Source organism: Tritonibacter horizontis, assembly GCF_001518015.1.
GTDB classification, from domain to species: Bacteria; Pseudomonadota; Alphaproteobacteria; order Rhodobacterales; family Rhodobacteraceae; genus Epibacterium; species Epibacterium horizontis.
Genome location: NZ_LPUY01000033.1, coordinates 1 through 24,445 on the forward strand (window position 1 = coordinate 1; position 24,445 = coordinate 24,445).

Consider the following 24,445-nt stretch of genomic DNA (forward strand, 5'->3'; position numbering starts at 1 on the left):
GACGCTCTCATGCCCTGGAATCACAAAGCCTGAACGGTCTCGGCTACCCGCTTACCCGAACCCTTTGTTCATAACAATTTTACGTGCAAAGTATGAGCGCCCTGCACTGACTTCGGTACTCAACGACATCATGGGATTAACAAAAATCAACTATAACTCGTGCAACTTTAACGACGGTCTTCCAGTCACCGTCCGTTTTGCGAAGATGGTAGGCGATATCCTTGTGATGGGGTCAGCAAAAGAGGGATCACCACAGCCATTCCGCTTCTATGTTTAAAGCGGCATATGTTACTCACCCAGCGAGATCACTGAGGTCATGCGTCCGCCCCAGCGACCGCAACCAGAACGGCCGAGATGAGGCGTTGTCATGACCATGCGACGGCTGGCCGGGCTGTCTCCGAAGGAGACGGCACTACCAGCGGCGTGTCGCTAGGAGAGGCGGCGTTTCCGTTAGGGGAGGACGGCTGCTCAGCCAACCGACTAGCGCGGTCCTGACCAAAGGGCAGGAGGCGCCAAAATCATCAAATCACACAGTTTCCCGCAACAAAGGCGGGATCGGCATGAAAGCCGGTTTGGCGTGTTTCGTTTTTTGCTCACCATGGGTTTGCAACGAAGCCGGAAGCTGAACCTTCTGGCGATCACGAGGACGCCGAAAGCAAGAAACTTGCCCCACCTCACTCAGCTCGCTTATTGGCCTGATCTTGAAGGTCCATCAGACGAGCCATTAGGTCATCGAAAGCGATGGCGTCTGACTGAAGCAGTCCCGCTTCCTGCATTTTCTGGTAATCTTGGGCCAGCGCCTCCAAGGGCGCTCCCTCTGGGATCAGGCAAAGCGACCCTGAGACGGCGTCGGCATAGTTTATCGTCGCACCTGCGCGGTCGGTTTCGCGGAAAAAGTGCTGTTTGTGCTTCGCAACATCTTGAGCAAGCGTCTTATCCTCCAGCGCCCGTGCAGCGATTCCCACAGCCTGCAGCCGCTCAAGATCGTACCAATGTCGCGCATATCGGTCGCCGCCTCGCATGCAATACGCATGGATGGCTGTCGCCTTCTCCCAAAACGTCCGTTCGGCCATCATCACACGAGGCGTGGCGACGAGCGTAAGCAATTCAGGCAGCGCCTCGGAGAGGTCACAAATCACTTCGTGACGCTGCGCAGGCTCTCCTGTGGACCTGGCACCAAATTCCAACAAGACCGAGGATCGAACATATCCGCTGCCACTGCGCACCGCGTCGTAGTCCAGGTAGATCTTGTCACCTTCTACACGGATTTCTGCCGGGAGCGCCGCTGCACTGACCTTGTCCGACAACATGGGGGCAACTATTGACCCAACCCACTCGCCCAAGCGATCCCGAACGGCTTCGGTCCATTTCTGAGCTTGCGAGCGGCTTGGCGGATATGGATCGTCAGGATCCTTGATGAGATCGGGAATGATCTGCCTGATGTCATATGTCAGGTCGACATCCTCTGAAAACCGGTCGATCGCCTTGTAGACCTTGGAAAGCGACGTTCCGCCCTTGAAAACCAGGTGTTCGCCGAGATCACTGTCGAACAAGGCGTTAAGAACCCAAGCGACACAGACGTCCTTTTCCAACAGGTCTGCAGGCCGCCCCAGTTTCGAGGCGGCCACTTCCAGCGCGTCAATCTTGTCTTCGCGCGACAGCGAAAAATAGGTTTGGCTTTCGGTCATTGCAATGACGCAAGTGCGCTAAGTTCCTTTGCCATCCAGGTCGGCGCAGAGGCGCGAAGGCTCAGAAGCTCTCGCTGCTCCTCTTCGTTCAACGTCGCTTTGATGCGCCTCAAAGCATGAGCAGCTTCGGACTTGCCGAAATAGGCTAGCGCCCGAAAGGCGTGCCCGGCACGGCTGTTGGGCGCTCGAAGCTGCCAGCTCGGCACATGTTTAAGCTCGACGCTTTGCGCTCCGAGCTTCAGATGACGGCTCGGCCCGGAAGTCCAATAGACTTGGCGGGATGGATTCTGTGTCGAAATACCGAGCAGGTTCGCTGCTGACGCCCCACTTTGCGACACGCGCTCACCGGTTGATTTCGCAATGTGCTCAACCACGGCCTGAACCGAGGGCGCCCGGCTGCCGAAGCGGGTTTTCACGGGCAGTGCGAACAATCCGCGCCTCACACGCATTAGCTCACCACGCCGAACCAACCGCGACAGCGCTTGGTCGACCGCCGCGCGCTCTCCGAGGTGCAACAACTCCCGCGCCGACAGGGTCGCACCCTCCGGCAGCGCTTCAGCATAGGCCTTGATCGCTTGAGATGTGGTTTGCATGTTCGCCTCCTAGTGTCAGATATATAGCTTGGTTTCTGACAGTTTTCAAGCTGAAGCTTCCGTGGGTCAGTCTAGCTTAGGACCAGATCGCACTATTGGGACACCTTCCCCGAGCCTCTGAGGCACAAGGACGAGATTCATGACGACGGCAAATCATGACCAATTGGGTTCGCGTTGTAAGGCCCACATCGACCAAGCGACAAGAACGGCCCAATGCGACCGCTCAGCGCAAGACCGGTGCTGCGGTGCAGCTTCTCCAAACCGGACGTTCGTGACTCGCCCGGCGAAATTGACCAGGAAAAGTTTGCAATACAGGACCCTCCGGACGCTCACTGTGAGGCTAGTCGCGGCAAAGGCCGTTGCGGTAATCGGCCCTATCCCCGGTATGGTCGCAAGCAAGCGACAGATCGAATTGGTTTTGTGGATCTCCGCTAACCGGATGTCGATCCCATCGATCTGCTGTTTCAGCGCATCCAGTTGCCCGACGAGAGCATCCAAAGCGAAGCAGGCATCCTCCGGTAGATCCTCTCGTATCTCGTCCAGCTTTGCGACGAGGGCATCGACCCGGTGCCTACCCTGTGGGACGATAACTCCATATTCGGCCAAATGCGCCCGGAATGCACAAGCTGCCATCGTTCTCTGTCGGACCAGAAGCCCTCGGGCTCTGTGCAGCATCAGGAATGCCTGATCTTCGCGCGATTTGGTCGGGACAAGGCGATGTTGGGGCGGGTCACCGCTTCACAAATGGCGGCCGCATCAGTGGCGTCGTTCTTCGCCCCCCGCCGCACGAAGGGTTTGACGCAACCTGGAGGAATTAGGCGCACGTCATGGCCGAGCCTCTGCAACTGACGGGCCTAGTTGTGGGCAGTCGCACACGCCTCGATACCTATCAGACAAGAGGGCAACGACTCGAAGAAAGGTAGAAGCTCACGACGCGTAAGCCGCTTGCTGTCGAGCGTTCTGCCGGACGCGTCGGCGACATGGACGTGAAACACGTTCTTGGCCAGATCAAGGCCCACGGTGGCTGGGTTCATGGGAATGCTCCTTCTGCAAAGTAGGACCAGTATACGGTCCCTTCTCAGGAGCGGGGCCATCTTCCCCATCAATGGCAGGATGCGCGACGAGTTTCTGAACGATACCCTGTTTCGCAACCTGGTCCAAACCCGTGATCTGATCGCGGCTTGGGGGACCGACTACAACACCGAACGCCCTCACTCGGCCCTCTGATACCAAACCCCTGCAGGTTTCGCCCTGCACCTGACCACCGCAATCGCCCGTCCCGTTGCACGTGATGACAGTTCCGCGCGCCGGGCGATTGTTCAACCCACGCCAATAGGACTCACCCTGCAACCGGCTCCGATCGCGGCTGGATGAAAGACCTGTGGCAGGTCATTGGCGCAGCAGGTCAAGGGACCAATCCGATCCACCCATCAAAAACCTTGCGACACTACCGACGAAAGGCCAAGCCCGGCAGCGAATTCCGCGGCGGAAGACTGCTCCGGCCCGAGGACGATTTCGCCGCCCTGTCAGATCTGTTGGTCCATCGCCTGCGATGGCATCTGCGACGGTGCGTGCCATCGCACCACTTCCGCGGGAATCCCGGCGACCGTAGTGTTCGGGGGCACGTCCTTCAGGACAACACTGCCGGCCGCAACCTTGCTCATGGCGCCGATTGTGACATTTCCCAGAACCTTGGCGCCGCTGCCGATCATGACACCCTCGGCGATCTTGGGATGTCGGTCGCCGGTCTCATTGCCGGTGCCGCCCAGCGTCACGTTCTGCATGATCGAGACATCATCGCCGACGACCGTCGTCTCGCCGATCACGACCCCCGTCCCGTGGTCGATCAGAAGGCCGCGTCCAAGCCTGGCAGCGGGGTGAATATCGACACCCAAGACCACCGAGACCCGATTTGACAGCCAGCTGGCAAGGTCCTCGCGCCTGTCTTGCAAGAGGTGATGCGCGACCCGATGGGCCTGCACCGCCTGAAACCCCTTGAAATTGAGCAGGGCGTGGAAGGGACTGGTGCAGGCCGGATCACGATCGCAGGCGGCGTCGAGGTCCGCGACGGCGGCGCCGGTGATCGACGGATGCGTCTGCAGGACCTCGGCGAACAGATCCGACAGGGCGGGGATATCGACGCCGGGCGCATGAAGGACCGCGGACAGGTGCCGCGCCAGCATCCCTTCGAGGGATGATGCCTCCGCAAGGGGGGCAAGAACCCGGGCCAGGATCGGTTCGCGCGCGCGCAGCCGGTTGGCCTGCGCCACGCATTGCTCGAAGAGCGAGGGAGACGGGCTCTCGTGGGGCGTTCTCAATGTCACTGGCACGGCTGATCCCATCCCGGACTGTCAATCGACTGCGTCGGGCCGCTGACGCCCGGACCAAAGTCAGACGGCATCGACCGCGGGCCGCAGGTCGCGGTCATAGGGCCCCAGCCGCTTGCGGGGCCGGTGAAGGCCCCGCGAGCTGGAACGTCACCGAGAACTGCACCGGGCGTCACGCTACGCATGAAACTGCGCCCAGCTCACCGGCGAGGACGCCCACATCTTCGTCACCTCGACAGGCGCGGCGAGCCAGGTTTCATATTTCTTGAAAACCTCCACCGTGTAGTCCTGCGCATAATGGGCGTTCAGGGCCGCCTCATCGTCGAAGCACTCGAACAAATGCAATGTGTTGCTGCGGTCCTTGCTGACGAAGGCCGAAAAGAGGTGGCACCCCGGCTCCGTCAGGGTCGGCGGAATGAGCGCATCCAAGGCGGATTTGGCATCCTCGAAATGCTCAGGCTTCGTCTGGATCACCGCGAAGAGAAACAGTTTGGGCGTGCTGGCGGACATTCAGACAGCCCCCCGATAGACCGGTTTCAGAGCTTTGATGAGCTCGGCCTGAATCGGCAGAACCGCATCGTTCACGGCCCTAACCCCCATGTCTTGGCCGACTTGCGTCCGGATCGGACGGGGCGCGGTCATGTCCACAAGATCGGCGATGCGCTCGGCGACGTTGACGGCATCCGTGCTCGCATCGCCTTGGTCAAACATGCCCTGAAACATCCCCAGAAGACGCTCGCGCCCCTTGGCCAGATCCCCATATTCCCGCAGGCGCGGCGCATCGGCCGGTGCGGGGGCCGTCGTGACAAGGTCGGTTCCGTGGCCGCTGGGCTCAACCAGAATCGACTCGATCCCGAGTGTTTCGAGCTCGTAATGCAGCGACTCGCAATACGCCTCCATCGCCCATTTGCTGGCACAGTAGAGGCCAAAATACGGCATCCCGAAGCGACCCGCGGCAGAGCTCAGGCTGATGATAAGGCCCGACTTTCTGGCGCGCATCGGCCCAAGAACGGCGCGGTTCATCCGCATGATGCCGTAGAGGTTCACGTCGAACAGGTCCTTGGCCTGATCAAGCGTGAAGGCCTCGGTCAGGCCAACGGGCATGATCCCGGCGTTATTGATCAGCACATCGATCGGGGCCTCGGCTTCGATCGTCGCGACGGCCGCGGCGCATCCGGCGTCGTCGGTCACATCCAGCTCGACCGGCACGATCCGATCTTCGGGAAATGCCGCCAATTCGGTCGCGGCGGCGGCATTGCGCCCGTTCAGATCGCGCATTCCGGCATAGACACTGTGGCCGCGCGCAGCGAGCGATTTGGCCGTGCGCAGGCCAATTCCGCGACTTGCTCCGGTGATGAGGATGGTTTTTGCGGTCATGTCTTCAGGTCCTTTGGTCGGAAAACGGTTTGCATGAAGAGGGCGAGGGGTTCGTCGTTGCCGCGGATCTTCATCCGCGTCAGCGCCCCGCTCCAGGAGTTCAGGAGCCAGTCGGCGGCCTGTGCCGGCGTGAGATGTTGCAGGCCGAGTTCGGACAGCTCGGCCTTGGCAAGGCAGTCTTCCAGCACCGCAGTCAGCGCGCGCCAATGCGCATCCAGCGCGGCCTGAAACGCGGGTTTCTCGTCGGCGAGCTCGGTCGAGAGATTGCACACCAGGCAACCCTGCTGGAAATTGCGGTTCCCCATGTCTGTGCGGGCTCCCTCAAAGAAGGCGCGCAGGCGGTCGATGGGCGGGAGCGAGGCGTCCTCCAGAACCGTTTTCGCGGTCGCGAGCTGCGCCTCGCTGTAGCGATCGGCCACCGCGATCCCGAATGCCTCTTTGGAGGGGAAATGGTGATAGAAAGAGCCCTTGGGCACGCCCGATGCTGCCAGTATCTCATTGATCCCGCTCTCGGAAAAACTGGTTTCCCGAAAGGCGCGTTCGCCCGCCTCGAGGAGTTTCTCTCGGTGCGACAGATGCGTCTTCTCGTTTTTGGGTCGTGCCATTTCAGGGGGCTCCTGCTGCTCAAGATTCATGAATAGACCGGTCTCTTATTAATTGAAAGAGAAGGTGCCCTCACAGTTGCGTTACGCGCTTGCGAGGGCACCGCCTGGTGTGGCCGGGACCGCAATCATCGCTCAGCCGCCCAAGATATGGATTTCCATATGGGCGAAGCTGTCGTCCCGCAGCGGGATCAGGTCCCGATAGGCTGGCTGATCAAAGAACCCGCTCGCCGCGGCCGCGTCAGCAAACTCCAGAACCAACACCGTGGCCGGAGTGGTCTTGCCCGCCACGCTCGCCGCAACGGGCGCGCGCAGCGTCGGGATGACGCCCGCGGCCTTAAGCAGGGGTTGGACCGCGTCCGCGTAGCGTCTGGCACCGTCCGCCTTGGCGGGGTCCGGTTTCGAGAGCACGATAACATGCGTTGTCATGGCTAATTCCTTTCCGGGATTATCGAAAGTCTGAGGGCATTTCGATCGCAAGGATACGGTAGGGATCGGCCGCACCTGCCGCAGGGTCGAACAGATGGTCGAGCTGACCTTCGACGACATAGGCCGTCTGGCCGATGACCGTCGCCGTCGTCGGGACGTTCAGATCCTTTGCGATCACCTCGAGCTTCGCCTCAGCACCCGAAACGGTGGCGCCCCAAAGGGCACCGCGCGCGCCCGCAGACAATCCCCCGCCTTCGACAATCAGAAACCTGCCGCCGCCCAGGGCCGTCAGACCATCCGCGCCATGGATCTCCGTCGACATCGTCAGATCCGTGATCGCCCCGGCCCGCACCTCTGCGTCCAGCGCGATCCGATGCAACGTGCCGGTGTTGTAGCGCGCGACGAAAACCGCCCCGTCATCGTAGGCAATGCCGTTCAGGTTGAAGCCTTCGCCCGCAAAACGGGCATCGTCGAGCCAGATTTCCAGCCGTTCCGCGCCGGGGGCCAGGGCATAGATGCGGGGCACAAAGCTGTCGGTGACCAGGATCGTGCCATCGGGCAAGGCGGCAATGTCGTTGCAGAACATGCCCCCCTCGGGCAGCGGGTATCGGCCCGCGGGAGCGCCGGTTTGCGTGTCGAAGGCGGTCAGTGCCGGGACGGCCGTTCCCGTCAATGCGCTGACGCCCGGATCAGACGAACAGGCATAGGCCTCATCGCCCGCGACATGGACCCCGACGACACTGACAAGGCCATTTGCCCCGGCAGGCGCGAATTCAGAGATGCTCCGCGTGGCCGAAATCTTGAGGATCCGTCCCTGGGTCAGGCTGCCGACATAGAGGTTGCCCGCGGCGTCATGCGAGATGCCTTCCGGCGCGAATGCGGCATCGGGCAGGGGAATTTCGGTTTCTGCCATCGCCAGGGCAGGCAGGGCGGCGATCACGGCGCCCGCGAACAGGAGGGGTTTGAGGGAGAACATCACAGCGGTCCTTTCCAGAGTTGCTGGACAAGACTTGGGCCATATACGGGGGGCTTTCGCGCTGCGGATGGTCAGGGGCGCGCCGCAAACGGTCAATTGCGCGCGCGCGCTGGGTTCAGGGTCACCAGCTCGCCCATCGGCCGCCCCTGCGTCGCGCGCAACTCGGTCGGGCTCATGGAAAATCGCAGACGGAACCGTTCGGCAAAGCGCGACTGCGACTGGTAACCGCAGTCAAAGGCGATCTGTCCGATCGGCATGTCAGAGGAAATGACCCGCTCCACCCCCTGATTGAGTCGTGTATCCTCCAGCAGATCGCGAAACCCGGTGTTCTCGGATTGCAGCCGGCGGCGCAGGGTCCGCTCGCTCATCGCAAGGACCCGGGTCAGATCCTTCATGGACCAATCGCGCGACAGATCGGTCTTGAAATGTTGGGTGATCCGCTCCGACAGGGTTTCCCCGCGCGAGATCAGAAGGTTTCCGGCCAGACCCTGCCGCGCAAGGATCAGGAGGATCTCGACGAGCCGGTGGCGGGTCTGGGTCAGGTCTGCGGGATAGGTCTGGTCATGCGTGATCCAGTCCGCGACGATGGAATAAAGCTCTTCTGATCCGGCGGCCTTCCACTTCGGTGTCAGATCCCAGTCCTTCAGCCCATCGGAATATATCTTGCCGAACAGGTCCGTGGTTTGCCGGTCAAAGACCAGCGACGCGCCCAGAAACCGGCTTTGCCCGCGCTCTGGAATGTTTTCGACATCGCATCGCACGCCCTTGGGGAGCAGCAGAACCTGCCCGGGATGGGCATCATAGGTCTGCCGATCCGCGACGACCCTTTTGAGCCCGATGATCGGGAACATCAGCATCGGGGCGGAGATATCCATTCTCGTAATGGTCTGCGCCTGTTGGCAGCCATTGATCCAGACCCCTCGCGCCGCCTGACCGGACAGAAAGGCGGTGGTGATCGATCTCTCTAGTCGTGACAAGATGGTCTGTTTGATCATCACCGGGCGTCCTCGTCTGTGCGACTGTCATCTATAACAGGTTTGCGCGCGATCCGGGATCAAAGCTTGCCTTTGGCCGTCTGAGGCGCAAAATTGGCCGAATGCGGGCAGGCGTGATGCCCCTCCCCCCCGCGCGCGCCAAGCCGCCGCGCAGCCTTGGAGGAGGCACGCCGCCAGCGTTCGAGCGATCAGACCGACCGGCGTGGAAGCCGTCCCTTGGCGGCGTTACTTCATCGCCTCCAGGATCAGATCGCCGACATTGGTCGGAAAATCCGGGTTCGAGCGCATGAGCGCGGCCGCCCTGCGCCCCTCTTCCAATGTCCTGATCCGCCGCCGCAGGTCGCGGATGTCGCAGGCCGGCGAGGTCAGCGGGAACGCCGGAGCGCCCAAGGTGATCCGGCCGCTCGCCCGTGCCGCCGTCAGGCGTTTCTCGCATCTGCAGGCCGCGGTTTGCGCCACTATCCCGCAATGGGTCTTGACGAAGCGCGTGACCTCCTGCCGGGCTCGGCTCAGCCTTTGCCGATAGGCTGTGGCGGAAATCTCGAGCGCCTCCGCCGCCTCGCTGTCGGACATCTCGAAAATATCCCCCAGCACATAGGCGATGCGCAGGGTGCGGCTGAGACAGGTCAGCATCGCCAGCGTGCAGCCCACCTTGATCTCTTCAATCGCGATGGCGGTGATTGCGGCGTCGGCCGGATCGTCTTCGGGGTCGGCCAGACCTTGGTCCAGATCGTCCGCAAAATCCTTGAAGCTCATCCGCATCGCCTCGACCCGGCTGCGCTTGCGCTGTCCGACAAGGTGCCGGGAGGCGACCTTCAGCGCCCAGCCCCCGGCGGCCCGGTCGTCGCGGATCGTGCCGAGATGGGTGATGATCTGGATCAGGATTTCCTGCGTGGCATCCTCGGCATCGGCGGGATGGGCCAGCATCCGCAGGGCGAGCCGGAAGACCGGGCCCTGCAGGGACTGCGCCACGGATGCCAGCGCCGCGCGGTCCCCTTGCCGCGCGGCGCTCACCTGGTCCGGGTCCAGATGGATCATGCTTCGAGCCGCTTGCGCAGCGACACCAACTCGGTCGCGAGGGTCTTTTTCTGCGCCTCCAAAGCGCCTTCCAGCGCCTCGAGCGGCACCGGCGGCGCCATCAGGACGAAGGAATAGATCGAGCTGTTGCCCGCATCCTCGGTCACCCGGGAATAGGCCGCACCGACCGAGCCATCCGGGAACGTCATGATCCAGTCGATCGTGCCCTGCTCGGCCGAGGCGCGGGTTTCCAGCCGGATCGGAACCGCCCCGTTCGGGGTCACCAGCTCGGCGCGCTCTGCGTCGGCGGATTTGAAGGCATTGGTCCAGTCCGGCAGGTTCGCCGGGTTTGCGATATAGGCGAACACGTCCGCGCGGGGTTTTGCGATGCTGATGGATTGCACGTCATGGGTTTTCATCTTGCGTCCTCGCTGAATTGCGCCGGGCCAGTCCCGACCGCATGTTAAGAAAGAGGCGGGGGCAAGCGAGTCTGTGACAAAGAAAGTCCGGAAATCTTGCGGCGGTGCCCGCACGCCGGTCAGCGCCTGCGATGGGCGGCCGCCTTGGCCCGGTTGCCGCAGACCTCCATCGAGCACCAGCGACGCTTGTGGTTCTTGCTGATGTCGAGGAAGTAAAGCGTGCAGCTTGGCCCCTCGCAATTCCGCACATAGTGGAAATCCGCCTCGGCGATCAGGCGCGCAGCGGCTGCCGCGAGCCTGACGATCAGATCGCGCGGGGCGGTCAGCGGGTGCCTATCGGTCAGGATAAACGGTCGCGCACGATCGCCGTCGGGCTCCGGGGCGGGGGCGATCTGCAAGAACCGCGCGCCGCGCGCGAGGACCTCGTTGATCTCGGCAATCACGGGGTGGCGCGTATCGCTCAACCCGCTGCCGCTGGCTTCTGCGATGAAGGGCCGGAGCCATTCGCGGAAGGCCACGATCTGCTGCCGTGCCTGTTCCAGCGCAGGCGCGGCGGCCGCCTCGCGGAACGGGGCCAGCTCCACCTCCGAGGCAAGCCCCGCCGCGACAAGCCAGTCCAACAGATCGGGGCCGGTCTCCAGCCAGTCGTAGCGCACGGAGCGTGGCATCGCGACGCTGTTTAGGAAATCCAGCGCCGGGCTCTCGCCGATGAAGAACGGCGCCGGTCTTGTGCCTTCGGTCATCTGCTCCTCCGTCTGCGAGGCAAGGCTGCGATTCGCCTTGATAACCGGTTTCAGCGCATTTCACCAGTTACGACTCCGTGCGCCCCATCACAATAAAGTAACTGTATAAAGCCATTTTTAACGGTTACCAAGGGGGTCACCGAACCAGCCTTGAACCTCAATCAACGGTGTAACATGACCCGATCTTCCTCGAGCCGCTTCTCCATTGCGGCAGCCCTTGCGCTGCCCCTCTTCGCCTCTGCCGCCGCCGCGGGCGACCCCGCTTCCTGGCCTGTGAGCTACCGCAGCGCGGACGTTGGCGGCCTCTCGATCGCCTACCGCGAAGCCGGACCGCCGGATGCGCCCGTCATGCTGTTGCTGCATGGCTTCCCCGCATCGTCGCATATGTTTCGCGACCTGATCCCGGAAATCGCGGGCAGCTATCACGTCATTGCCCCCGACTACCCCGGCTTCGGCCAGTCTTCGGCGCCGGCGGCAGAGCACTATGATTATGACTTCGCCACCCTGGCCGAGACCATGAACGCCTTTACCGAGGCTCTCGGGCTCGAGGACTACACGCTCTATATGCAGGACTACGGCGGTCCGGTGGGCATGCGGCTTGCTGTCTCTCATCCGGATCGCATCGCGGGCCTTGTGTTCCAGAACGCCACCGTGCATGCCGAAGGCTGGTCCTCGGAGGTGGTGGCGCAGCTCTCCCCGTACTGGAGCGAGCGCACGCCCGAAACCGAGGCGCCGGTCCGCGCGTTCCTCGCGCCCGAGACGACGCGCTGGCAATACGAGCAGGGCAGCACAAGACGCGACAGGTTGAGCCCCGATGCCTGGGTCGTCGATCAGACCGGGTTAGACCGGCCGGGCAACGATGCCATCCAGCTTGAGTATCTGTGGAACTATCGTGACAACGTCGCTGCCTACCCCGCCTGGCAGGCCTATCTGGCCAGCGCGCAGCCGCGCACGTTGATCGTTTGGGGCAAGAATGACCCGTTCTTCACCATGGATGCCGTGACCGGCCTGCAAAAGCTGCTGCCCGATGCCGAGACGCGGCTTCTCGACGCCGGCCATTTCGCGCTGGAAACCCACGCCCCGGACATCGGCGCCGCGATCCGCGACACCTTTTCCCAGTGATCACCCTGCAACCCAAAGGAGCAACCCAATGACCAAAATTCTCTATATCGCGGCCTCGCCGCGCGGTGCGATGTCCCAATCGGGCGAGCTGGCCGAAGCCTATCTTGCGGCGCGTCAGATGGCGCAACCGGATATCCACCTCGACCGGCTCGAACTGTGGCACGCCGATCTGCCCGAATTCGACGGGGACAAGGCGGCGGCGAAGATGACGTTCTTCGGCGTGGGCGATATGGACGCGCCGCGCCAAAGCGCCTGGGACCAGGTGGTCACCGTCACAAACCGGTTTATCGAGGCGGATGAATATGTGCTCTCGGTGCCGATGTGGAACGGCGGCATCCCCTACAAGCTCAAGCAATATATCGACATCATCACCCAGCCCGGCCTGCTCTTCGGATTCGATCCCGAGGCCGGTTACAGCGGCTTGCTGCGCGGCAAGTCGGCGCGGGTGTTCTATACCTCCGGGGTCTATGCGCCGGGGGCACACGCCAAATACGGCACCGATCACCATTCGACCTATTTGGACTGGTGGCTCGATTTCATCGGGGTGGCCAAGATCGAAACCGTGCGGTTCCAGCCCTCGCTGCTGACGGCAGACCCGGCCGGGGACCAGATGAAGGCGCTCGATCGCGCACGGGATCTGCATCTGCGTCAGGCGTGATCGCAAAAGAATGGCCCCGGCGCATCTTTGCGCCGGGGCGGTGCGGGGGCAGTCGCGCGGTTTTGACGATGTGTCCCCCCCCGACGGCATCAATGTACCAAGGTGACGCCCATGCATCCCCGGGGTCTTGTCACGGGGCTTCGTCACGAACGACCGCTATTACTGGTTTGCTGCGTCTGCAGTGCAGCAGCCTCCGGGGCCGCTTTCCGCCGATTGTGTTGAAAAACCCGAAAATCTGGCGGTTGTATTTTGCTGCCAGAATTCGGTGCTCCTGCCAAATTGAAGCCGAGTGCCCTGTGGAGCATCTGGGAGCGTCGGACATTGCCAACGCTGATCTTAGACCGACCCCCTCGACGAATTTTCGGAGAGGCCTTCTATGGACAAATTTTTCACCCATTTTCGCGAAAACCGGAGTTTTTCAACACAATCCGCCCACAACGACAAGGAGGGAATACCCTGTCGCCAATAGATGCATGAGGCTTCGTTTGCAAATCCTGAAACGATTATCACATTGTAATCGTAAAACTTTCTTGGCACGCGAATGAATCGTTGCACGGCAAGTGAAACGATAAGCAGAACGGTGGACTTCACGCTCCGCATCGCCAACGCGTTAGCCCAAATCGACTTGTGGCGCTGCGCCCACAACCCACGCGTCCTCCAACTGCTCGCGATCGGGCAGATCGCGCAGGCTCTCCAACCCAAACGCGACAAGGAACTGTTCGGTGGTGACGAAGGTATAGGGCGCCCCGCGTCGAGGCGACCGTGGCCCGGTCCCGATCAGGTTGCGCGCATGCAGTCGGCCGATCAGGTCGCGGCTGATTTCCTTGCCGAAGATGTCCTTGAGCCCGTCACGGGTGATCGGCTGGTGGTAAGCGATGGCGGCCAGGACCGCGACGTCGAACTCGCTCAGATCGAGCAGTTGGTCCCCGACATCCGCCGCGGCGCGGATCGCCGGCGCATAGGTACTCCGCGTCCGGAATATCCAGCCGCCGGCAACTTGCGCGATCTCGAAGGCCCGCCCTTCCAGATCGGCGGCAAGGTCCTCGACCAGCAGATCGACCGAGGCCTCCTGCCCCACCACGCGGGCGAGATCTTCGCGCGGCACAGGGGAGGCAGAGGCAAACAGCACCCCCTCGATGCGGCGCATCCATTCCCGCCAGCGCAGCTCCGGCGGCAGGTCCGTCAACGCGCGATCAAGCTCCGGTTCCGATCTGTCCTTTGCCATCGCTACACCCCGTAGAGCCGGAAAGTATCGCGGCCGGTCAGCTCACGCACCGCGCCGAGTTCGACCAGCCGGTCGCAGAGCCGCCGCGCAGCGCGGTCCGGCAAGGGCAAGGCCGAAGGCGCCACCGCATCGCGGGTCAGGAACATCTCCACGGCCTCCCCCGCCCCCTTCGCCCGCAGCTTTGGCGCAACCGCTTTCAGATGCGCCGCCCGGCGCGCGAGGTCGGCAGCCTGCCGCACGGCCTCGACCGCCGATGAGACGAGCGACCGATGACAGGCGAGACGCAAGTCGTCCCCATGCTTGCGCAAGTCAGCGCGTTTCAGGCCCGCGGCGAGTAGCGGCACGAGATGATCCCAGCAAAGCGCTTGCGCGAGAGCGGCATCGGCGAGGATCAGTGCTGGAACTTCGGCACGTGGCGCCTCGCGCAGCACTGCCTCCAGCGCCATCGCGGCCCGGGCCACCGGCGCCCCTTTCCCTGTATCAAGCCACGCGCCTATCTGGCCCGGCTCGAGGGTCGGTAAGGCTCGGCCGAGAGCCTTGACCGACATCGGCCGCTCCACCGCGCGTAGCCAGGCGAGGCAGATCTTCCCCGCCGGTCCGGGCAGGTCTCCGGGTCGCAGAAGGTGCACGGTATCGCGCAGCTCCGCCGCCCGCTCCGGTCGCCCGGAAAACGCGACACAAGCCTCTGCGGCACGCAGCGCGAGCCGATCCCGGAACAAGGCGTGGGGCAGGTCCCCTTGCGCCAACACAAGATGCAGATGCGCCAGCGCCGCACCTGATAAAAACGCAACATCTTCAAGGGTTTCGGCACGTCCAGAGGTGACCCATCCCGGCAGCTGCGGTAGGGTGTTCAGGTGGTTCGAAATAGTGGCGGCCTGATATGTCATGCCACAACACTAGTCTCCCGCGGCGCTTTCTGCCAGCAAATAGCGCACTAACCGCCCCACCTTGCCGTTCTCAATCATGTCCAATAAGTTTGCATTATCGGACACATAAAGATATGCTGCGCGACATGTCAAAAATGAACGAGAAATCGAGCTCAGACGCCGCGAATGCCCCGTCACCCAACGAGCACGCCGAGAGAGACACATCTTCCGTCGCGACTCTCGGCCTGCCCTCTCCTATCGCCGGGTCCGGCACGCTGGACCGTTTGGCCGACACCGCCCGCGACTATGCACGGGCCGCAGCGTCCGAGAACACGTTGAAGGCATACAAGGCAGACTGGGCGCATTTCGCCCGCTGGTGCCGGCTGAAGGGCTGTGACCCCCTGCCCCCCTCTCCTGCGATTGTGGGCCTGTATCTGGCGGACCTCGCCGCCCCCACGGGCAAGACGCCGCCATTGTCGCCGTCGACAATTGACCGGCGTCTGTCGGGCCTGTGCTGGAACTATGCACAACGCGGCTTCACCCTCGACCGCAAGAACCGTCACATCGCCACCGTGCTGGCAGGGATCAAACGCAAACACGCCCGTCCACCGGTACAAAAGGAAGCGATCCTGGCCGAGGACATACTCGCGATGGTGGCCACCTTGCCTTACGACCTGCGCGGTCTGCGAGACCGGGCCATCTTGCTCCTCGGCTATGCTGGGGGCCTCCGACGCTCAGAAATTGTCAGCCTCGACGTGCACAAGGACGACACACCGGACTCGGGCGGCTGGATCGAGATCTTCGACAAGGGCGCCCTGCTAACCCTCAATGCCAAGACTGGCTGGCGTGAGGTCGAGATTGGCCGCGGGTCCAAGGATCAAACCTGTCCCGTGCATGCGCTTGAGCAATGGTTGCACTTCGTGAAGATCGACTTCGGCCCCATCTTTGTAGGCACCTCGCGGGACGGCATGAAGGCAATGAATACCCGGCTGAACGACAAACACGTTGCACGCCTGATCAAGCGCACCGTGCTCGACGCCGGTATCCGGTCAGACCTGCCCGAGAAAGAACGGCTCGCGCTCTTTTCCGGTCACTCACTGCGCGCCGGTCTGGCCAGTTCCGCCGAGGTCGATGAGCGCTATGTCCAGAAACAACTCGGCCACGCCTCAGCAGAAATGACCCGCCGCTATCAACGTCGCCGCGATAGGTTCCGGGTGAATTTGACAAAGGCGGCAGGGCTGTAGCCCCCCTGCCCTACTCTGTCGGACCCGAAAGTAAGCGCGCCAACATGTGACGAATATGATCCTGCGCTCCGAAGAAGAGCGCGATCACGACAACGCAAGCTCGATCTTCGTCGGGCAGAAACCAGATCACCGTCTTCTCCAGCCGAACGAAACGAAGATTCGCCATGATGTCAGGCCGCAGCGTTCCGATGAAGGGCGATTTCGCCAATGTATCGATTGAAGACCGGATACCCCGGATCCGATCGGCCGCCCGAGTGAGTGCGGCATCCGGGTCATCGCCGAGGTCGACATATGACCGCGCGAGATGGTCGAAGATCAGTTCAAAATCCCATTCTGCTTCCGCGGAAAACTCAAGTTCCCACATTGCCCGACTTCTGCTTGCGGGCAATCATGCGTTCTACGCGGGCATCCATTTCACCGGCAGAGATCATCGGCCCGGACATACGTCGATCAACGAGTTGGCGCAGTGCAGCCACTTCTAATTCTTCAGCCTCATTCTTCTGTCGCAGAAGTTCCAGACCCTGCTGGAGCACGGAACTGAGGCTGGAGTACTGCCCCGATTCTACCAGGGCGCGGGCAAAGCGCGCTTGCGGGTCTGTCAAGGAAATCGAAGATTTTACGGTCATGCCAAGGCTCCTTCTTTTGAAAGGTAACACCTAGTAGCACCGACTTCAAGTTCAGGACCGCCCGATGGCGTTTGAACGGCCCTGCTTCAGAGACGTCTGCCTGCTTGAGACCGAATTTTGCTATCGTCCACCTGGGCAATCTCGACCAGGCAGGCCTCCGCGCGCCGGGTCAGCCGCAGGGATCGGCTCATGAAGATGCGCGTGCTTGTCGAAAGGCCTGCCGGATCGCGTCGTCACCGCTACCTTCGGCGAACTCACCCGACTTTGCCTGCGCCAATCCTTCGAACAAGCCCTGTCGGATACCGGCGAGCTGAGCTTCTTCCGGCTCCAACAGACGAAGCCCTGCGCGCATCGCCTCGCTGACGTTCCAGTAACGTCCGAACGCCACCAAAGCCTGCACCAGTTGGTCCTGGGTTTCGGTCAGAACGACATTGCGTGTCACCATGGCACAAATCCCTTCGTTGGCAATATATGCCAATACTATGTTCGGTCATATTTTGGACATTCACATCGCGGTCGCCAAACGGTCGTTTAGTAACGGTATATGAAATTGCAAACGGCCGATTTTCATGCCCCTGATAGGCTATGCGCGCGTATCCACAGAGGATCAGACCCCCCTGCCCCAGTCTGAGGCCCTGCAAACTGCGGGATGCGTCGAGATCTTCGAAGAGCACGCCTCAGGCGGCAATCGTGCCCGGCCGGTGCTTGCCCGCTTGCTGGAGCGCATTAGCAAGGGCGACACGCTGGTTGTCGTACGGATCGACCGGCTCGCACGGTCTCTGTCGCACCTTCTCGAGGTGATCGAACGGTTGGAGGCCAAGGGGGCGTTCTTTCGTTCCATTCAGGACCCGATCGACACCGGATCCCCGCAAGGCAAGTTCACGCTGCAGGTTCTGGGCGCCGCGGCCGAGTTCGAGCGCGAGCTGATACGTGAGCGCACAAAGGCCGGGCTTGCCTCTGCGCGCGCCAAAGGGCGCGTTGGTGGCAATCCTGGGCTTCGCACCAAAGACCCCGACGCGCTGCGCAAGGTGCGGCTGGCACGACAGGACGGCTACATGGAGCGCCTGAACGAAACCGCGCAGGATTGGGTGCCCCACGTGCGACGCCTACGGCCGGATATGGCCTGGGAAGATGTTTTGCGAATCATTAATGGCCCCCTGCCCCACGACCGGCACTGGACCCAAAGCCGCCTACTCCGTGCTGTGAAAGCCTATGTCCGCGACGGGTTTCTACCAGATGAAGTGCTTGGCCGCGCCGGACGCCGCGAAACCGATGACCGCCTGCCAGCTATCGTGGCTGCCATCAAAGGCTCGGACCCCGAAATCACACTGCAGGCGATCTGCGACCGGCTAGAATCGATGCGTGAGCGCACCCCTCGAGGCCGTACTAGCTGGCAGCCGTCTTCGGTCAAAATGCTGCTTGAGCGTGCGGAAAAGTTGGGGCTCCTGTGAACACGACACTTGTGTTGGCTTAACGGATTACCACTAAATCTAGAAAGTGCTTGCACGAATCTGGCTGGTCGGGCAATAGTCTCGAAAAATAACGCGCGGTCACATAAAAAACGCGCCCACGGATCGGGGCAGACATGAGCGAAGCAGAACAAGATCTAGATATCGCCATCGGGCACTACGCGGAACTTCTCGCGTCGAACCTGCATGCTCAGCGCGCTGCGCACTTCCCACCGGATGCAAAGAAGGTGATGCGCACTTTGACCAGCGGCGAAGCTGCTGAGCTCCTTGGCGTCGACCATACCTATCTTCGGAAGCTTCATCGAGAAGGAAAGATCGTTGACGTCGAGACGACGGCGGGAAGTCATCGCCGCTATACGCTCGACGATATCTGGGAAATCCGGCAGACGCTTGAAGGAAACGCAAAAAAGTCTGGAACTTACGTGCCTGGGCGTCGCGACGGTGACGAGCTTCAAGTCATTTCAGTGGTGAACTTCAAGGGCGGAAGCGGCAAAACAACGACGTCTGCTCACCTCGCTCAGCGCTTGGCGCTCAAGGGGTACAGAGTTCTTGCGATCGATCTCGACCCCCAAGCATCTCTTTCGGCTCTTCACGGAATTCAGCCAGAACTCGACCTCATGGAGGGCGGAACCCTCTATGATGCCGTTCGCTACGACGATCCGGTTCCGATCTCCGAAGTGATCCGCAAGACTTACATTCGCGGCCTTGATCTCATCCCAGGCAACCTTGAACTCATGGAGTTCGAGCACGAGACGCCTGCTGCTATCCAGCGAGACGGAGCGAAAGCGTTCTTCGCGAGAGTTCATGACGCACTCGATAGTGTTGAAGCGAACTACGACGTTGTTGTGATCGACTGCCCGCCGCAGCTTGGTTTCTTGACGATGTCAGCACTTTCCGCGTCCTCGGGCGTCCTCGTGACGGTTCACCCGCAGATGCTTGACCTTATGTCGATGTCCCAATTCCTGCGAATGACGGCGGATCTCCTGGGAGTAATCAGGGATGCAGGCGCAAATCTGCGCTTCGATTGGCTGCGCTTCTTGCCAACGCGATACAAAGTCGGCGACGCGCCACAAACCGAAGTCATCGCCTTCATTCGCGGGCTGTTTGGGAGGTCGGTCCTGACCAATCACATGGTTGAATCGACCGCAATTTCTGATGCCGGCTTGACCAAGCAAACGCTCTACGAAGCTGACAAGAGGGACTTCACGCGTCAGACGTTTGATCGTGCGATCGAATCTATGAACGCAGTGAACGATGAGATCGCTGAAATCATCCAGAACACATGGGGGCGGAATGGCAAGAAAGCCTAAACTTGGCCTGCCGCTGCAGACCCTTCGCAACGCTCCTGACGCTCTTGAAGGGCGCCGACTGCGTGGCGGTGTTTTTGAGATCGATCCGGCGCAGATTGTTACCGAAGGACGGTTGGATGACAGGCTTCAGATTGAAGTTGAGGGCCTGAAGAACTCTATTTCCAAGAACGGTCAGCGTGTGCCTGTCTTGGTCCGCCCACTGGAAGGCGATCGCTACAACCTGATCTATGGCCGCAGACGCTTAGAAGCATGTCGCGAACTCGGTATCAAAGTTCGAGCCATCGTCACAGAGGTTGAGGGTGATCAAGCGCTTCGAGATCAGCTTCTCGAGAACCAAGAGCGTCGTGATCTGAGCTTTATTGAGCGTGCGCTCGTTGCGACGGCACTTCTGGACGGTGATCATTTGGAAGGGGCTGAGCGCACCAATCGAGGTGTCGCCGAAGTCCTTAACCTCCACGAAGCTGGGGTTTCACAACTCTTGAGTGTCGTTCGGACGGTCGGCGAAGAACTCATCCAGGCAATTGGTGCGGCTCCCGGGATTGGTCGCCCGAGATGGGAAGAGCTCAAAAAGGCTTTGGGTGCCTACGACGGTGATCGAGACCAACTGCAAGCCGTAGCTCATGCTGCTAAGTCCGAAAGTTCCGGCTCGGTCGGTGAGGTTTCTGAGCGTGCGTTTCTCGCAGTTCTGGCAGCTGCGAAGAGCGCAGAGAAGAAAGCAAGCCCGTCTAGAAAAGGCGTGCCTGCTTTGGCGATCCCCGGTGTCGGAGCTGCGACGGTCAAGATCGGCCGCCAAGGCAAGCAGCTTAAACTCGATCTGACGACGGATGAACCTGATTTTATCAGCTGGTTGGAGGGCAATGCCCCAAAGCTGATTACCGAGCTTCATGAGCGCTGGAAGCGTTCAGAAGACTGAGGAAGAGCAACCAACAAGAAGGAGGCACGATACAGGCAAAAAGAAAAAGGCCCCGAGAAGCTAGCTTCACGAGACCTTTGTAAGGTTTCGCACCGGGATCAGCCCGCTACAAAATCTCAGTTTTCGCACCTCTGAATGTAGCGCTCTGGCCCCTACCCCGCAAGCGCAAAGCGATTCGCGGGCCCTAGAATTTTTGTCTTCGTGAACATTTTCATGGATTACACACCAATTTCGCCGTTTATGCGGCCGATTTCGCACGGCCATTTGCGCGTCATCGAGCGACCTGAGGCATCTGTTCCGGCCAGACCCGTTAACAAGTGGGAACTCCTGCGCGAGCTCTCCAAGGCGCAAGCGGCCTTTGGCGTGTCAGAACGTGATTTGACTGTTTTGCAGGGGCTCCTCAGCTTCTTTCCAGACGATGCACTTGGCGGGAACGCCGAGATGGTAGTCTTCCCCTCGAACAAGGCGATCTGTGAGCGCCTGAATGGTATGCCCTGCTCCACTATGCGTCGTCACCTCGCGCGTCTTGTCGAGGCTGGCTTGCTCCAGCGGCGTGATAGCCCCAATGGAAAGCGCTACGTCCGCAAGCACGGCGAAGAGCGCGTCGCCTTTGGCTTCGATCTTTCCCCGCTCTATTGCCAGTCCGAGGAGATAGCACGGGCGGCAGAGGCCATACGTGAGGCTGAGGAGCGCGTCAGGCGTCTGAGAGAGGTCGTAAGCCTCATGCGGCGTGATCTCGCGGCCCTCGCAGAGTTCGGAGACGAGATGCAGCCAGGCCTAGGCTTCTGGGATCAGCTTCGCGACAAGGCTGCCCTCACTGCCCGCGCGCTTCGCCGCAAGCTTTCAATTGAGGACCTTGCGGCCTATCGAGCCGACCTTGAAGCTCTCCTTGACCAGGCACGCAACATCATTGATGGCCCTGAAACAGAAGAAATGAACACCAATGATGCCCAATCTGAGCGTCACCATCATAATTCAAATAAAGAATCTATAGATCTTGAACCTGCTTTAGAAAAAAGCGGGGCGGCGGCGGGTGTGCCAGATGTGGACACGGATGAGCCTGTGGCTGACGTCGATGAACAGGGCACAAGACACCTGCCAAAGATCCCGCTCCACCTAGTGATCGCGGCATGTCCCTCGCTCAAGACCTTCTACCAAGGTGAGATCTGGCATTGGCATCAGCTCTTCGATGCGGCGTGCCATGTGCGGCCAGCCATGGGGATCAGTGCGTCTGCATGGGAAGAAGCACAGCGGTTCATGGGTCCGGAGCAAGCGTCGATCGTCGTTGCTGCCATGCTGGAACGCTTCGCCGACATAAGATCGCCTGGTGGATACTTGCGAGCTCTGACTACCAAAGCTGCGGCAGGCGAGTTTTCCTGTGGCCCAATGGTCATGGCATTGATTGGCCGGCGGAACGCGGCTTAACAGCTGTTAAACTCCGATCTCGTGCGGCTGGCATGGCATAACTTAACAGCTGTTAAGTAGGCTCTCGGCACACAAACGGTGTTCGAGAGAGAAAAGTTAGGGGGTTGAGGTGTGGCGATATTTGAGATCGTGAAAGTGGCTTTCGCCTTCGTCGCGGCGAAGATCTGATGACGAGGGCATCCCGATCATCATGATAAAACCTCAGCTGGTGACCATCGCCGCTAGTAGCGCAAAGGCGGCTAGCGAAGAACATACAGAGTGTTGCGCTGCAGCCAACCTAGCAGTTGCGCGCCTCCGCGGCCCCTGCCCTTTTCGATGTCTGAGATCTGATGATGAATACCCTCAACAATTGGCTCTACGCTATCCGGCGCCTGCTGACGGCGATTTGGGTCCTGGCCTCGGATATTCGCTTGGCCTTCATCGGTGCTAATGCTTGAGAGGTAGGTTGTGGATGTCTGTTGCATGATATCGTGGCTACGGGCCGTAGCGCACAAGGAGCAGACGATCGATGGTTACCAAAACCGTTTGACCAAGGGTTCGATCCTCGAATTCCCGCGCGCTGGGAAGGGGACCCCATAACTTCTCAGTCAATTCGATAATGGCGACATGGCCAGCGAGGCAATCGGCTCCTCAAGCGCAGCAGCTAGTTGCCAGCGGTCCCGCGTTCCGCTGATTTGGTCGTAGTGGGCGACGAGGACATCTCAGAACAGCGGTTGCAACTCAATCTCTTGATTTCATGACACCCGAACTATTCAAAAGAGTGCTTTGATGTTGGCTGCGGAATGATTTGATCCATCAGATGTGGGAAAACGATTTAATAACAATAGGTTATTGCGTTTTTTGGTATTCGCGATGAGAAATCATGCCCATAACAGCCTTCATCAACATGGTTTCCCTTTCCAGGGAGCCGATTCGCTACATCGACGGGAAGCCAAAGTATCAGCACGCTCTACGAAGAAGTTGGCAGTTGCGGGCCGATTGAGCGGTCTGGGCTATCTCGTGAAGAAGGAACCGCCACAGGTCTAGCCGATGGGCCCTGTGGAAGTTCTGATCCCGTCGTACCAGTACAGTTCGGTGGCGGTTGGGTGTTTCATGGGTTTGGTCCACGAAAAGTAAAAGTGTCCTTCGGGTTTTGTGACTGACGGATGAGGGCCTTTGGGGTCCCTCAGATGGGTCCGGGCCGGGTTCCGGTCTGCCGTTCCTGATGAAGGACATTCCCATGCAAACAGGTGTTTTGCGCGTGTTGCGCGCGACCGCTGCCTCGTGGTGGCGACACAAGAAACCACGCCGAACCGGCCAGACGAGGCAGGCACAGCGGCGCGAGCGGGAGACTGTCCTGCGTGATTTCGGCTATCTGAAGCAGGCGGCGTTATTGGCAAACGCGCATGTGATCTGCGGAGAGGTCGGGACATTCATCCACCTCGGCTTGACCACCGTGTCGAGTTTCGCGCCGATCGAGCGCTTTCCCTTGGCCACTCTTGCGGTCGCACGTGGCACGCCGTTCATCGATATCCGACCCGTCACCGATGTCATCGCCTTCGCGAACCTGCCGCGGGTGGCGCGGGACAGATCGGTCGACCCTGACTCTTCGGGTCCCGGCAAGTCCGTGTCGCTGACCACCTACATCGACATGGTCGAAGCCCTCGGTGCCAGGATCGCTAACGATCCGCGCCCCTGTCGGTCAACCTAGTCACCACTCCCTCTCACCAAAACTCGAAAAGGAGGCCAGCCATGGCCCGATCCCGTACGCCCAAATTCGATGCCTCAGAGGTCATCACAAACGAAATCATCCGCATCATCGAGCGCGGCGTCCTGCCGTGGCGCAAGCCATGGACCGCAGGTGGCAGCTCTCGTCCCCTGCGCGTGGGCGGGGAACCCTACCAGGGAGTGAACAACTTCCTGCTGACGATGCGGACCGTGATGGCGGGCCACAGCTCTCCCTTCTGGATGACGCTGCCGCAGGCCAATGCGTTGGACGCAAAGGTCCGCAAGGGCGAAAAGTCCTCTGTCGTCGTTTATTACGGTCAAAGCCGGAGAGACGCCGGCGATGAGCATGATCACAGCGACGGGGATGATCACTCCGAGGAAGCCCGTATCTTCCGCTTCCAGAAATCCTACCGTGTGTTCAATGCCTGCCAGATCGAGGGCCTGCCCGACAGCTTCTACCCTGACCCGGAGCCCGTGCCCGAGCATCCGCAGTCCGAGCCCATCCCGCACATGCAGGCGTTTTTCGATGCCATCGACATCACAACCGTCTTCACGGGCACGGAGGCGTACTATTTGCCGCCCGTGGACAAGGTCTACATGCCGTCCATCACGCGGTTCCAGGACCCGCGCAATTTCTACGGGGTCTGGGCCCATGAGCTGGCCCATAATGCCGCGCTCCGGTTTATGCCGCGCTTGTTCAGGCGAAGTCTTGTT

The 24,445-nt window shown here is 60.8% G+C and carries 27 protein-coding genes and 2 pseudogenes; 11 read left to right on the plus strand and 18 right to left on the minus strand.

All coding sequences use genetic code 11. From position 1 onward, the window contains the following. Window positions 1-277: pseudogene (locus tag TRIHO_RS23170) on the plus strand (hypothetical protein); the annotation flags it as partial. A 397-nt stretch (window positions 278-674) separates the two neighbouring features. Here the strand turns inward: TRIHO_RS23170 and TRIHO_RS05345 are convergent. From TRIHO_RS05345 to TRIHO_RS23175, 3 genes are all read right to left on the minus strand, one after another. Beyond that, window positions 675-1,688, minus strand: coding sequence for a nucleotidyl transferase AbiEii/AbiGii toxin family protein (locus TRIHO_RS05345; RefSeq protein WP_068241019.1), 1,014 nt, complete (start codon window positions 1,686-1,688; stop codon window positions 675-677). Beyond that, a complete protein-coding gene (locus TRIHO_RS05350) occupies window positions 1,685-2,281 on the minus strand; it encodes a DUF6088 family protein (RefSeq protein WP_068241021.1) in 597 nt (198 codons plus the stop codon). Before TRIHO_RS05350 ends, TRIHO_RS05345 begins: the two co-directional genes overlap by 4 nt. A gap of 854 nt (window positions 2,282-3,135) precedes the next feature. Beyond that, window positions 3,136-3,315 (minus strand): hypothetical protein, encoded by a 180-nt coding sequence (locus TRIHO_RS23175; protein ID WP_082705040.1) that lies wholly within the window; start codon window positions 3,313-3,315, stop codon window positions 3,136-3,138. A gap of 43 nt (window positions 3,316-3,358) precedes the next feature. Between TRIHO_RS23175 and TRIHO_RS24130 the strand changes: the two are divergent. Next, window positions 3,359-3,655: pseudogene (locus tag TRIHO_RS24130) on the plus strand (integrase core domain-containing protein); the annotation flags it as partial. 152 nt (window positions 3,656-3,807) lie between these two features. Here the strand turns inward: TRIHO_RS24130 and cysE are convergent. The 10 genes from cysE to TRIHO_RS05410 form a co-directional block, all read right to left on the minus strand. Continuing rightward, window positions 3,808-4,611, minus strand: a complete 804-nt coding sequence (gene cysE, locus TRIHO_RS05365; RefSeq protein ID WP_106406152.1) for a serine O-acetyltransferase — start codon at window positions 4,609-4,611, stop codon at window positions 3,808-3,810. Between the two features lie 174 nt (window positions 4,612-4,785). Beyond that, on the minus strand, window positions 4,786-5,118 hold the full coding sequence (locus tag TRIHO_RS05370; protein WP_068241026.1) for a putative quinol monooxygenase: 333 nt from the start codon (window positions 5,116-5,118) through the stop codon (window positions 4,786-4,788). Next, on the minus strand, window positions 5,119-5,985 hold the full coding sequence (locus TRIHO_RS05375) for an SDR family oxidoreductase (RefSeq protein ID WP_068241028.1): 867 nt from the start codon (window positions 5,983-5,985) through the stop codon (window positions 5,119-5,121). Beyond that, window positions 5,982-6,590 carry a TetR/AcrR family transcriptional regulator gene (locus TRIHO_RS05380; RefSeq protein ID WP_068241030.1) on the minus strand — a complete coding sequence of 203 codons (609 nt, stop codon included), beginning with the start codon at window positions 6,588-6,590 and terminating at the stop codon, window positions 5,982-5,984. Before TRIHO_RS05380 ends, TRIHO_RS05375 begins: the two co-directional genes overlap by 4 nt. A 132-nt stretch (window positions 6,591-6,722) precedes the next feature. After that, window positions 6,723-7,016, minus strand: a complete 294-nt coding sequence (locus TRIHO_RS05385) for a DUF1330 domain-containing protein (protein ID WP_068241032.1) — start codon at window positions 7,014-7,016, stop codon at window positions 6,723-6,725. A 19-nt stretch (window positions 7,017-7,035) separates the two neighbouring features. Beyond that, window positions 7,036-7,992, minus strand: coding sequence for an SMP-30/gluconolactonase/LRE family protein (locus TRIHO_RS05390; protein WP_068241034.1), 957 nt, complete (start codon window positions 7,990-7,992; stop codon window positions 7,036-7,038). 92 nt (window positions 7,993-8,084) lie between these two features. After that, window positions 8,085-8,987, minus strand: a complete 903-nt coding sequence (locus tag TRIHO_RS05395) for a helix-turn-helix transcriptional regulator (RefSeq protein ID WP_068241035.1) — start codon at window positions 8,985-8,987, stop codon at window positions 8,085-8,087. A gap of 225 nt (window positions 8,988-9,212) precedes the next feature. Next, window positions 9,213-10,025, minus strand: coding sequence for an RNA polymerase sigma factor (locus TRIHO_RS05400; RefSeq protein WP_068241036.1), 813 nt, complete (start codon window positions 10,023-10,025; stop codon window positions 9,213-9,215). Continuing rightward, window positions 10,022-10,423: an SRPBCC family protein gene (locus TRIHO_RS05405; RefSeq protein WP_068241037.1), complete on the minus strand. Its 402-nt coding sequence runs from the start codon at window positions 10,421-10,423 to the stop codon at window positions 10,022-10,024. The genes TRIHO_RS05400 and TRIHO_RS05405 overlap by 4 nt, the downstream gene beginning before the upstream one ends. A 119-nt stretch (window positions 10,424-10,542) precedes the next feature. Then, complete coding sequence (locus tag TRIHO_RS05410) at window positions 10,543-11,166, minus strand: CGNR zinc finger domain-containing protein (protein WP_068241038.1); 624 nt, start codon at window positions 11,164-11,166, stop codon at window positions 10,543-10,545. A gap of 174 nt (window positions 11,167-11,340) precedes the next feature. Between TRIHO_RS05410 and TRIHO_RS05415 the strand changes: the two genes are divergently transcribed. Both TRIHO_RS05415 and TRIHO_RS05420 read left to right on the plus strand, forming a co-directional pair. Beyond that, entirely contained in the window at window positions 11,341-12,288 is a 948-nt protein-coding gene (locus tag TRIHO_RS05415) for an alpha/beta fold hydrolase (protein ID WP_082705043.1), read from the plus strand. A 28-nt stretch (window positions 12,289-12,316) separates the two neighbouring features. After that, window positions 12,317-12,946: an FMN-dependent NADH-azoreductase gene (locus TRIHO_RS05420; RefSeq protein ID WP_068241040.1), complete on the plus strand. Its 630-nt coding sequence runs from the start codon at window positions 12,317-12,319 to the stop codon at window positions 12,944-12,946. A 610-nt stretch (window positions 12,947-13,556) separates the two neighbouring features. Here TRIHO_RS05420 and scpB read toward each other — a convergent pair. Both scpB and TRIHO_RS05430 read right to left on the minus strand, forming a co-directional pair. Beyond that, entirely contained in the window at window positions 13,557-14,171 is a 615-nt protein-coding gene (scpB, locus tag TRIHO_RS05425) for an SMC-Scp complex subunit ScpB (protein ID WP_068241042.1), read from the minus strand. A 2-nt stretch (window positions 14,172-14,173) separates the two neighbouring features. Beyond that, the gene (locus TRIHO_RS05430) at window positions 14,174-15,058 is read right to left on the minus strand and encodes a DUF1403 family protein (RefSeq protein ID WP_068241044.1); all 885 of its coding nucleotides are present in this window, start codon (window positions 15,056-15,058) and stop codon (window positions 14,174-14,176) included. A gap of 113 nt (window positions 15,059-15,171) precedes the next feature. Here TRIHO_RS05430 and TRIHO_RS05435 point away from each other — a divergent pair, with 113 nt between their 5' ends. After that, window positions 15,172-16,281, plus strand: coding sequence for a tyrosine-type recombinase/integrase (locus tag TRIHO_RS05435; protein WP_068241046.1), 1,110 nt, complete (start codon window positions 15,172-15,174; stop codon window positions 16,279-16,281). Window positions 16,282-16,291: 10 nt separating this feature from the next. On the opposite strand, the gene TRIHO_RS05440 is transcribed toward TRIHO_RS05435, so the two are convergent. The 3 genes from TRIHO_RS05440 to TRIHO_RS05450 form a co-directional block, all read right to left on the minus strand. Beyond that, window positions 16,292-16,645 carry a type II toxin-antitoxin system RelE/ParE family toxin gene (locus TRIHO_RS05440; protein WP_068241048.1) on the minus strand — a complete coding sequence of 118 codons (354 nt, stop codon included), beginning with the start codon at window positions 16,643-16,645 and terminating at the stop codon, window positions 16,292-16,294. After that, the gene (locus TRIHO_RS05445) at window positions 16,632-16,907 is read right to left on the minus strand and encodes a ribbon-helix-helix domain-containing protein (protein WP_068241050.1); all 276 of its coding nucleotides are present in this window, start codon (window positions 16,905-16,907) and stop codon (window positions 16,632-16,634) included. The genes TRIHO_RS05440 and TRIHO_RS05445 overlap by 14 nt, the downstream gene beginning before the upstream one ends. Before the next feature lie 187 nt (window positions 16,908-17,094). Then, window positions 17,095-17,352, minus strand: a complete 258-nt coding sequence (locus TRIHO_RS05450; RefSeq protein WP_068241068.1) for a type II toxin-antitoxin system ParD family antitoxin — start codon at window positions 17,350-17,352, stop codon at window positions 17,095-17,097. A 124-nt stretch (window positions 17,353-17,476) separates the two neighbouring features. Here TRIHO_RS05450 and TRIHO_RS05455 point away from each other — a divergent pair, with 124 nt between their 5' ends. The 6 genes from TRIHO_RS05455 to TRIHO_RS05485 all read left to right on the plus strand — a co-directional run. After that, window positions 17,477-18,358: a recombinase family protein gene (locus TRIHO_RS05455; protein ID WP_068241052.1), complete on the plus strand. Its 882-nt coding sequence runs from the start codon at window positions 17,477-17,479 to the stop codon at window positions 18,356-18,358. Window positions 18,359-18,492: 134 nt separating this feature from the next. Further along, window positions 18,493-19,686 carry a plasmid partitioning protein RepA gene (repA, locus tag TRIHO_RS05460; protein WP_068241054.1) on the plus strand — a complete coding sequence of 398 codons (1,194 nt, stop codon included), beginning with the start codon at window positions 18,493-18,495 and terminating at the stop codon, window positions 19,684-19,686. Continuing rightward, window positions 19,670-20,599: a plasmid partitioning protein RepB gene (repB, locus tag TRIHO_RS23185; protein ID WP_082705044.1), complete on the plus strand. Its 930-nt coding sequence runs from the start codon at window positions 19,670-19,672 to the stop codon at window positions 20,597-20,599. The genes repA and repB overlap by 17 nt, the downstream gene beginning before the upstream one ends. Window positions 20,600-20,812: 213 nt before the next feature. Next, window positions 20,813-22,024 carry a plasmid replication protein RepC gene (repC, locus tag TRIHO_RS05475; protein WP_068241060.1) on the plus strand — a complete coding sequence of 404 codons (1,212 nt, stop codon included), beginning with the start codon at window positions 20,813-20,815 and terminating at the stop codon, window positions 22,022-22,024. 1,219 nt (window positions 22,025-23,243) lie between these two features. Further along, a complete protein-coding gene (locus TRIHO_RS05480) occupies window positions 23,244-23,714 on the plus strand; it encodes a hypothetical protein (RefSeq protein WP_232367724.1) in 471 nt (156 codons plus the stop codon). Between the two features lie 41 nt (window positions 23,715-23,755). Continuing rightward, window positions 23,756-24,445, plus strand: a 690-nt coding sequence (locus tag TRIHO_RS05485; protein ID WP_068241064.1) for an ArdC family protein, incomplete at its 3' end; no start/stop codon positions are given.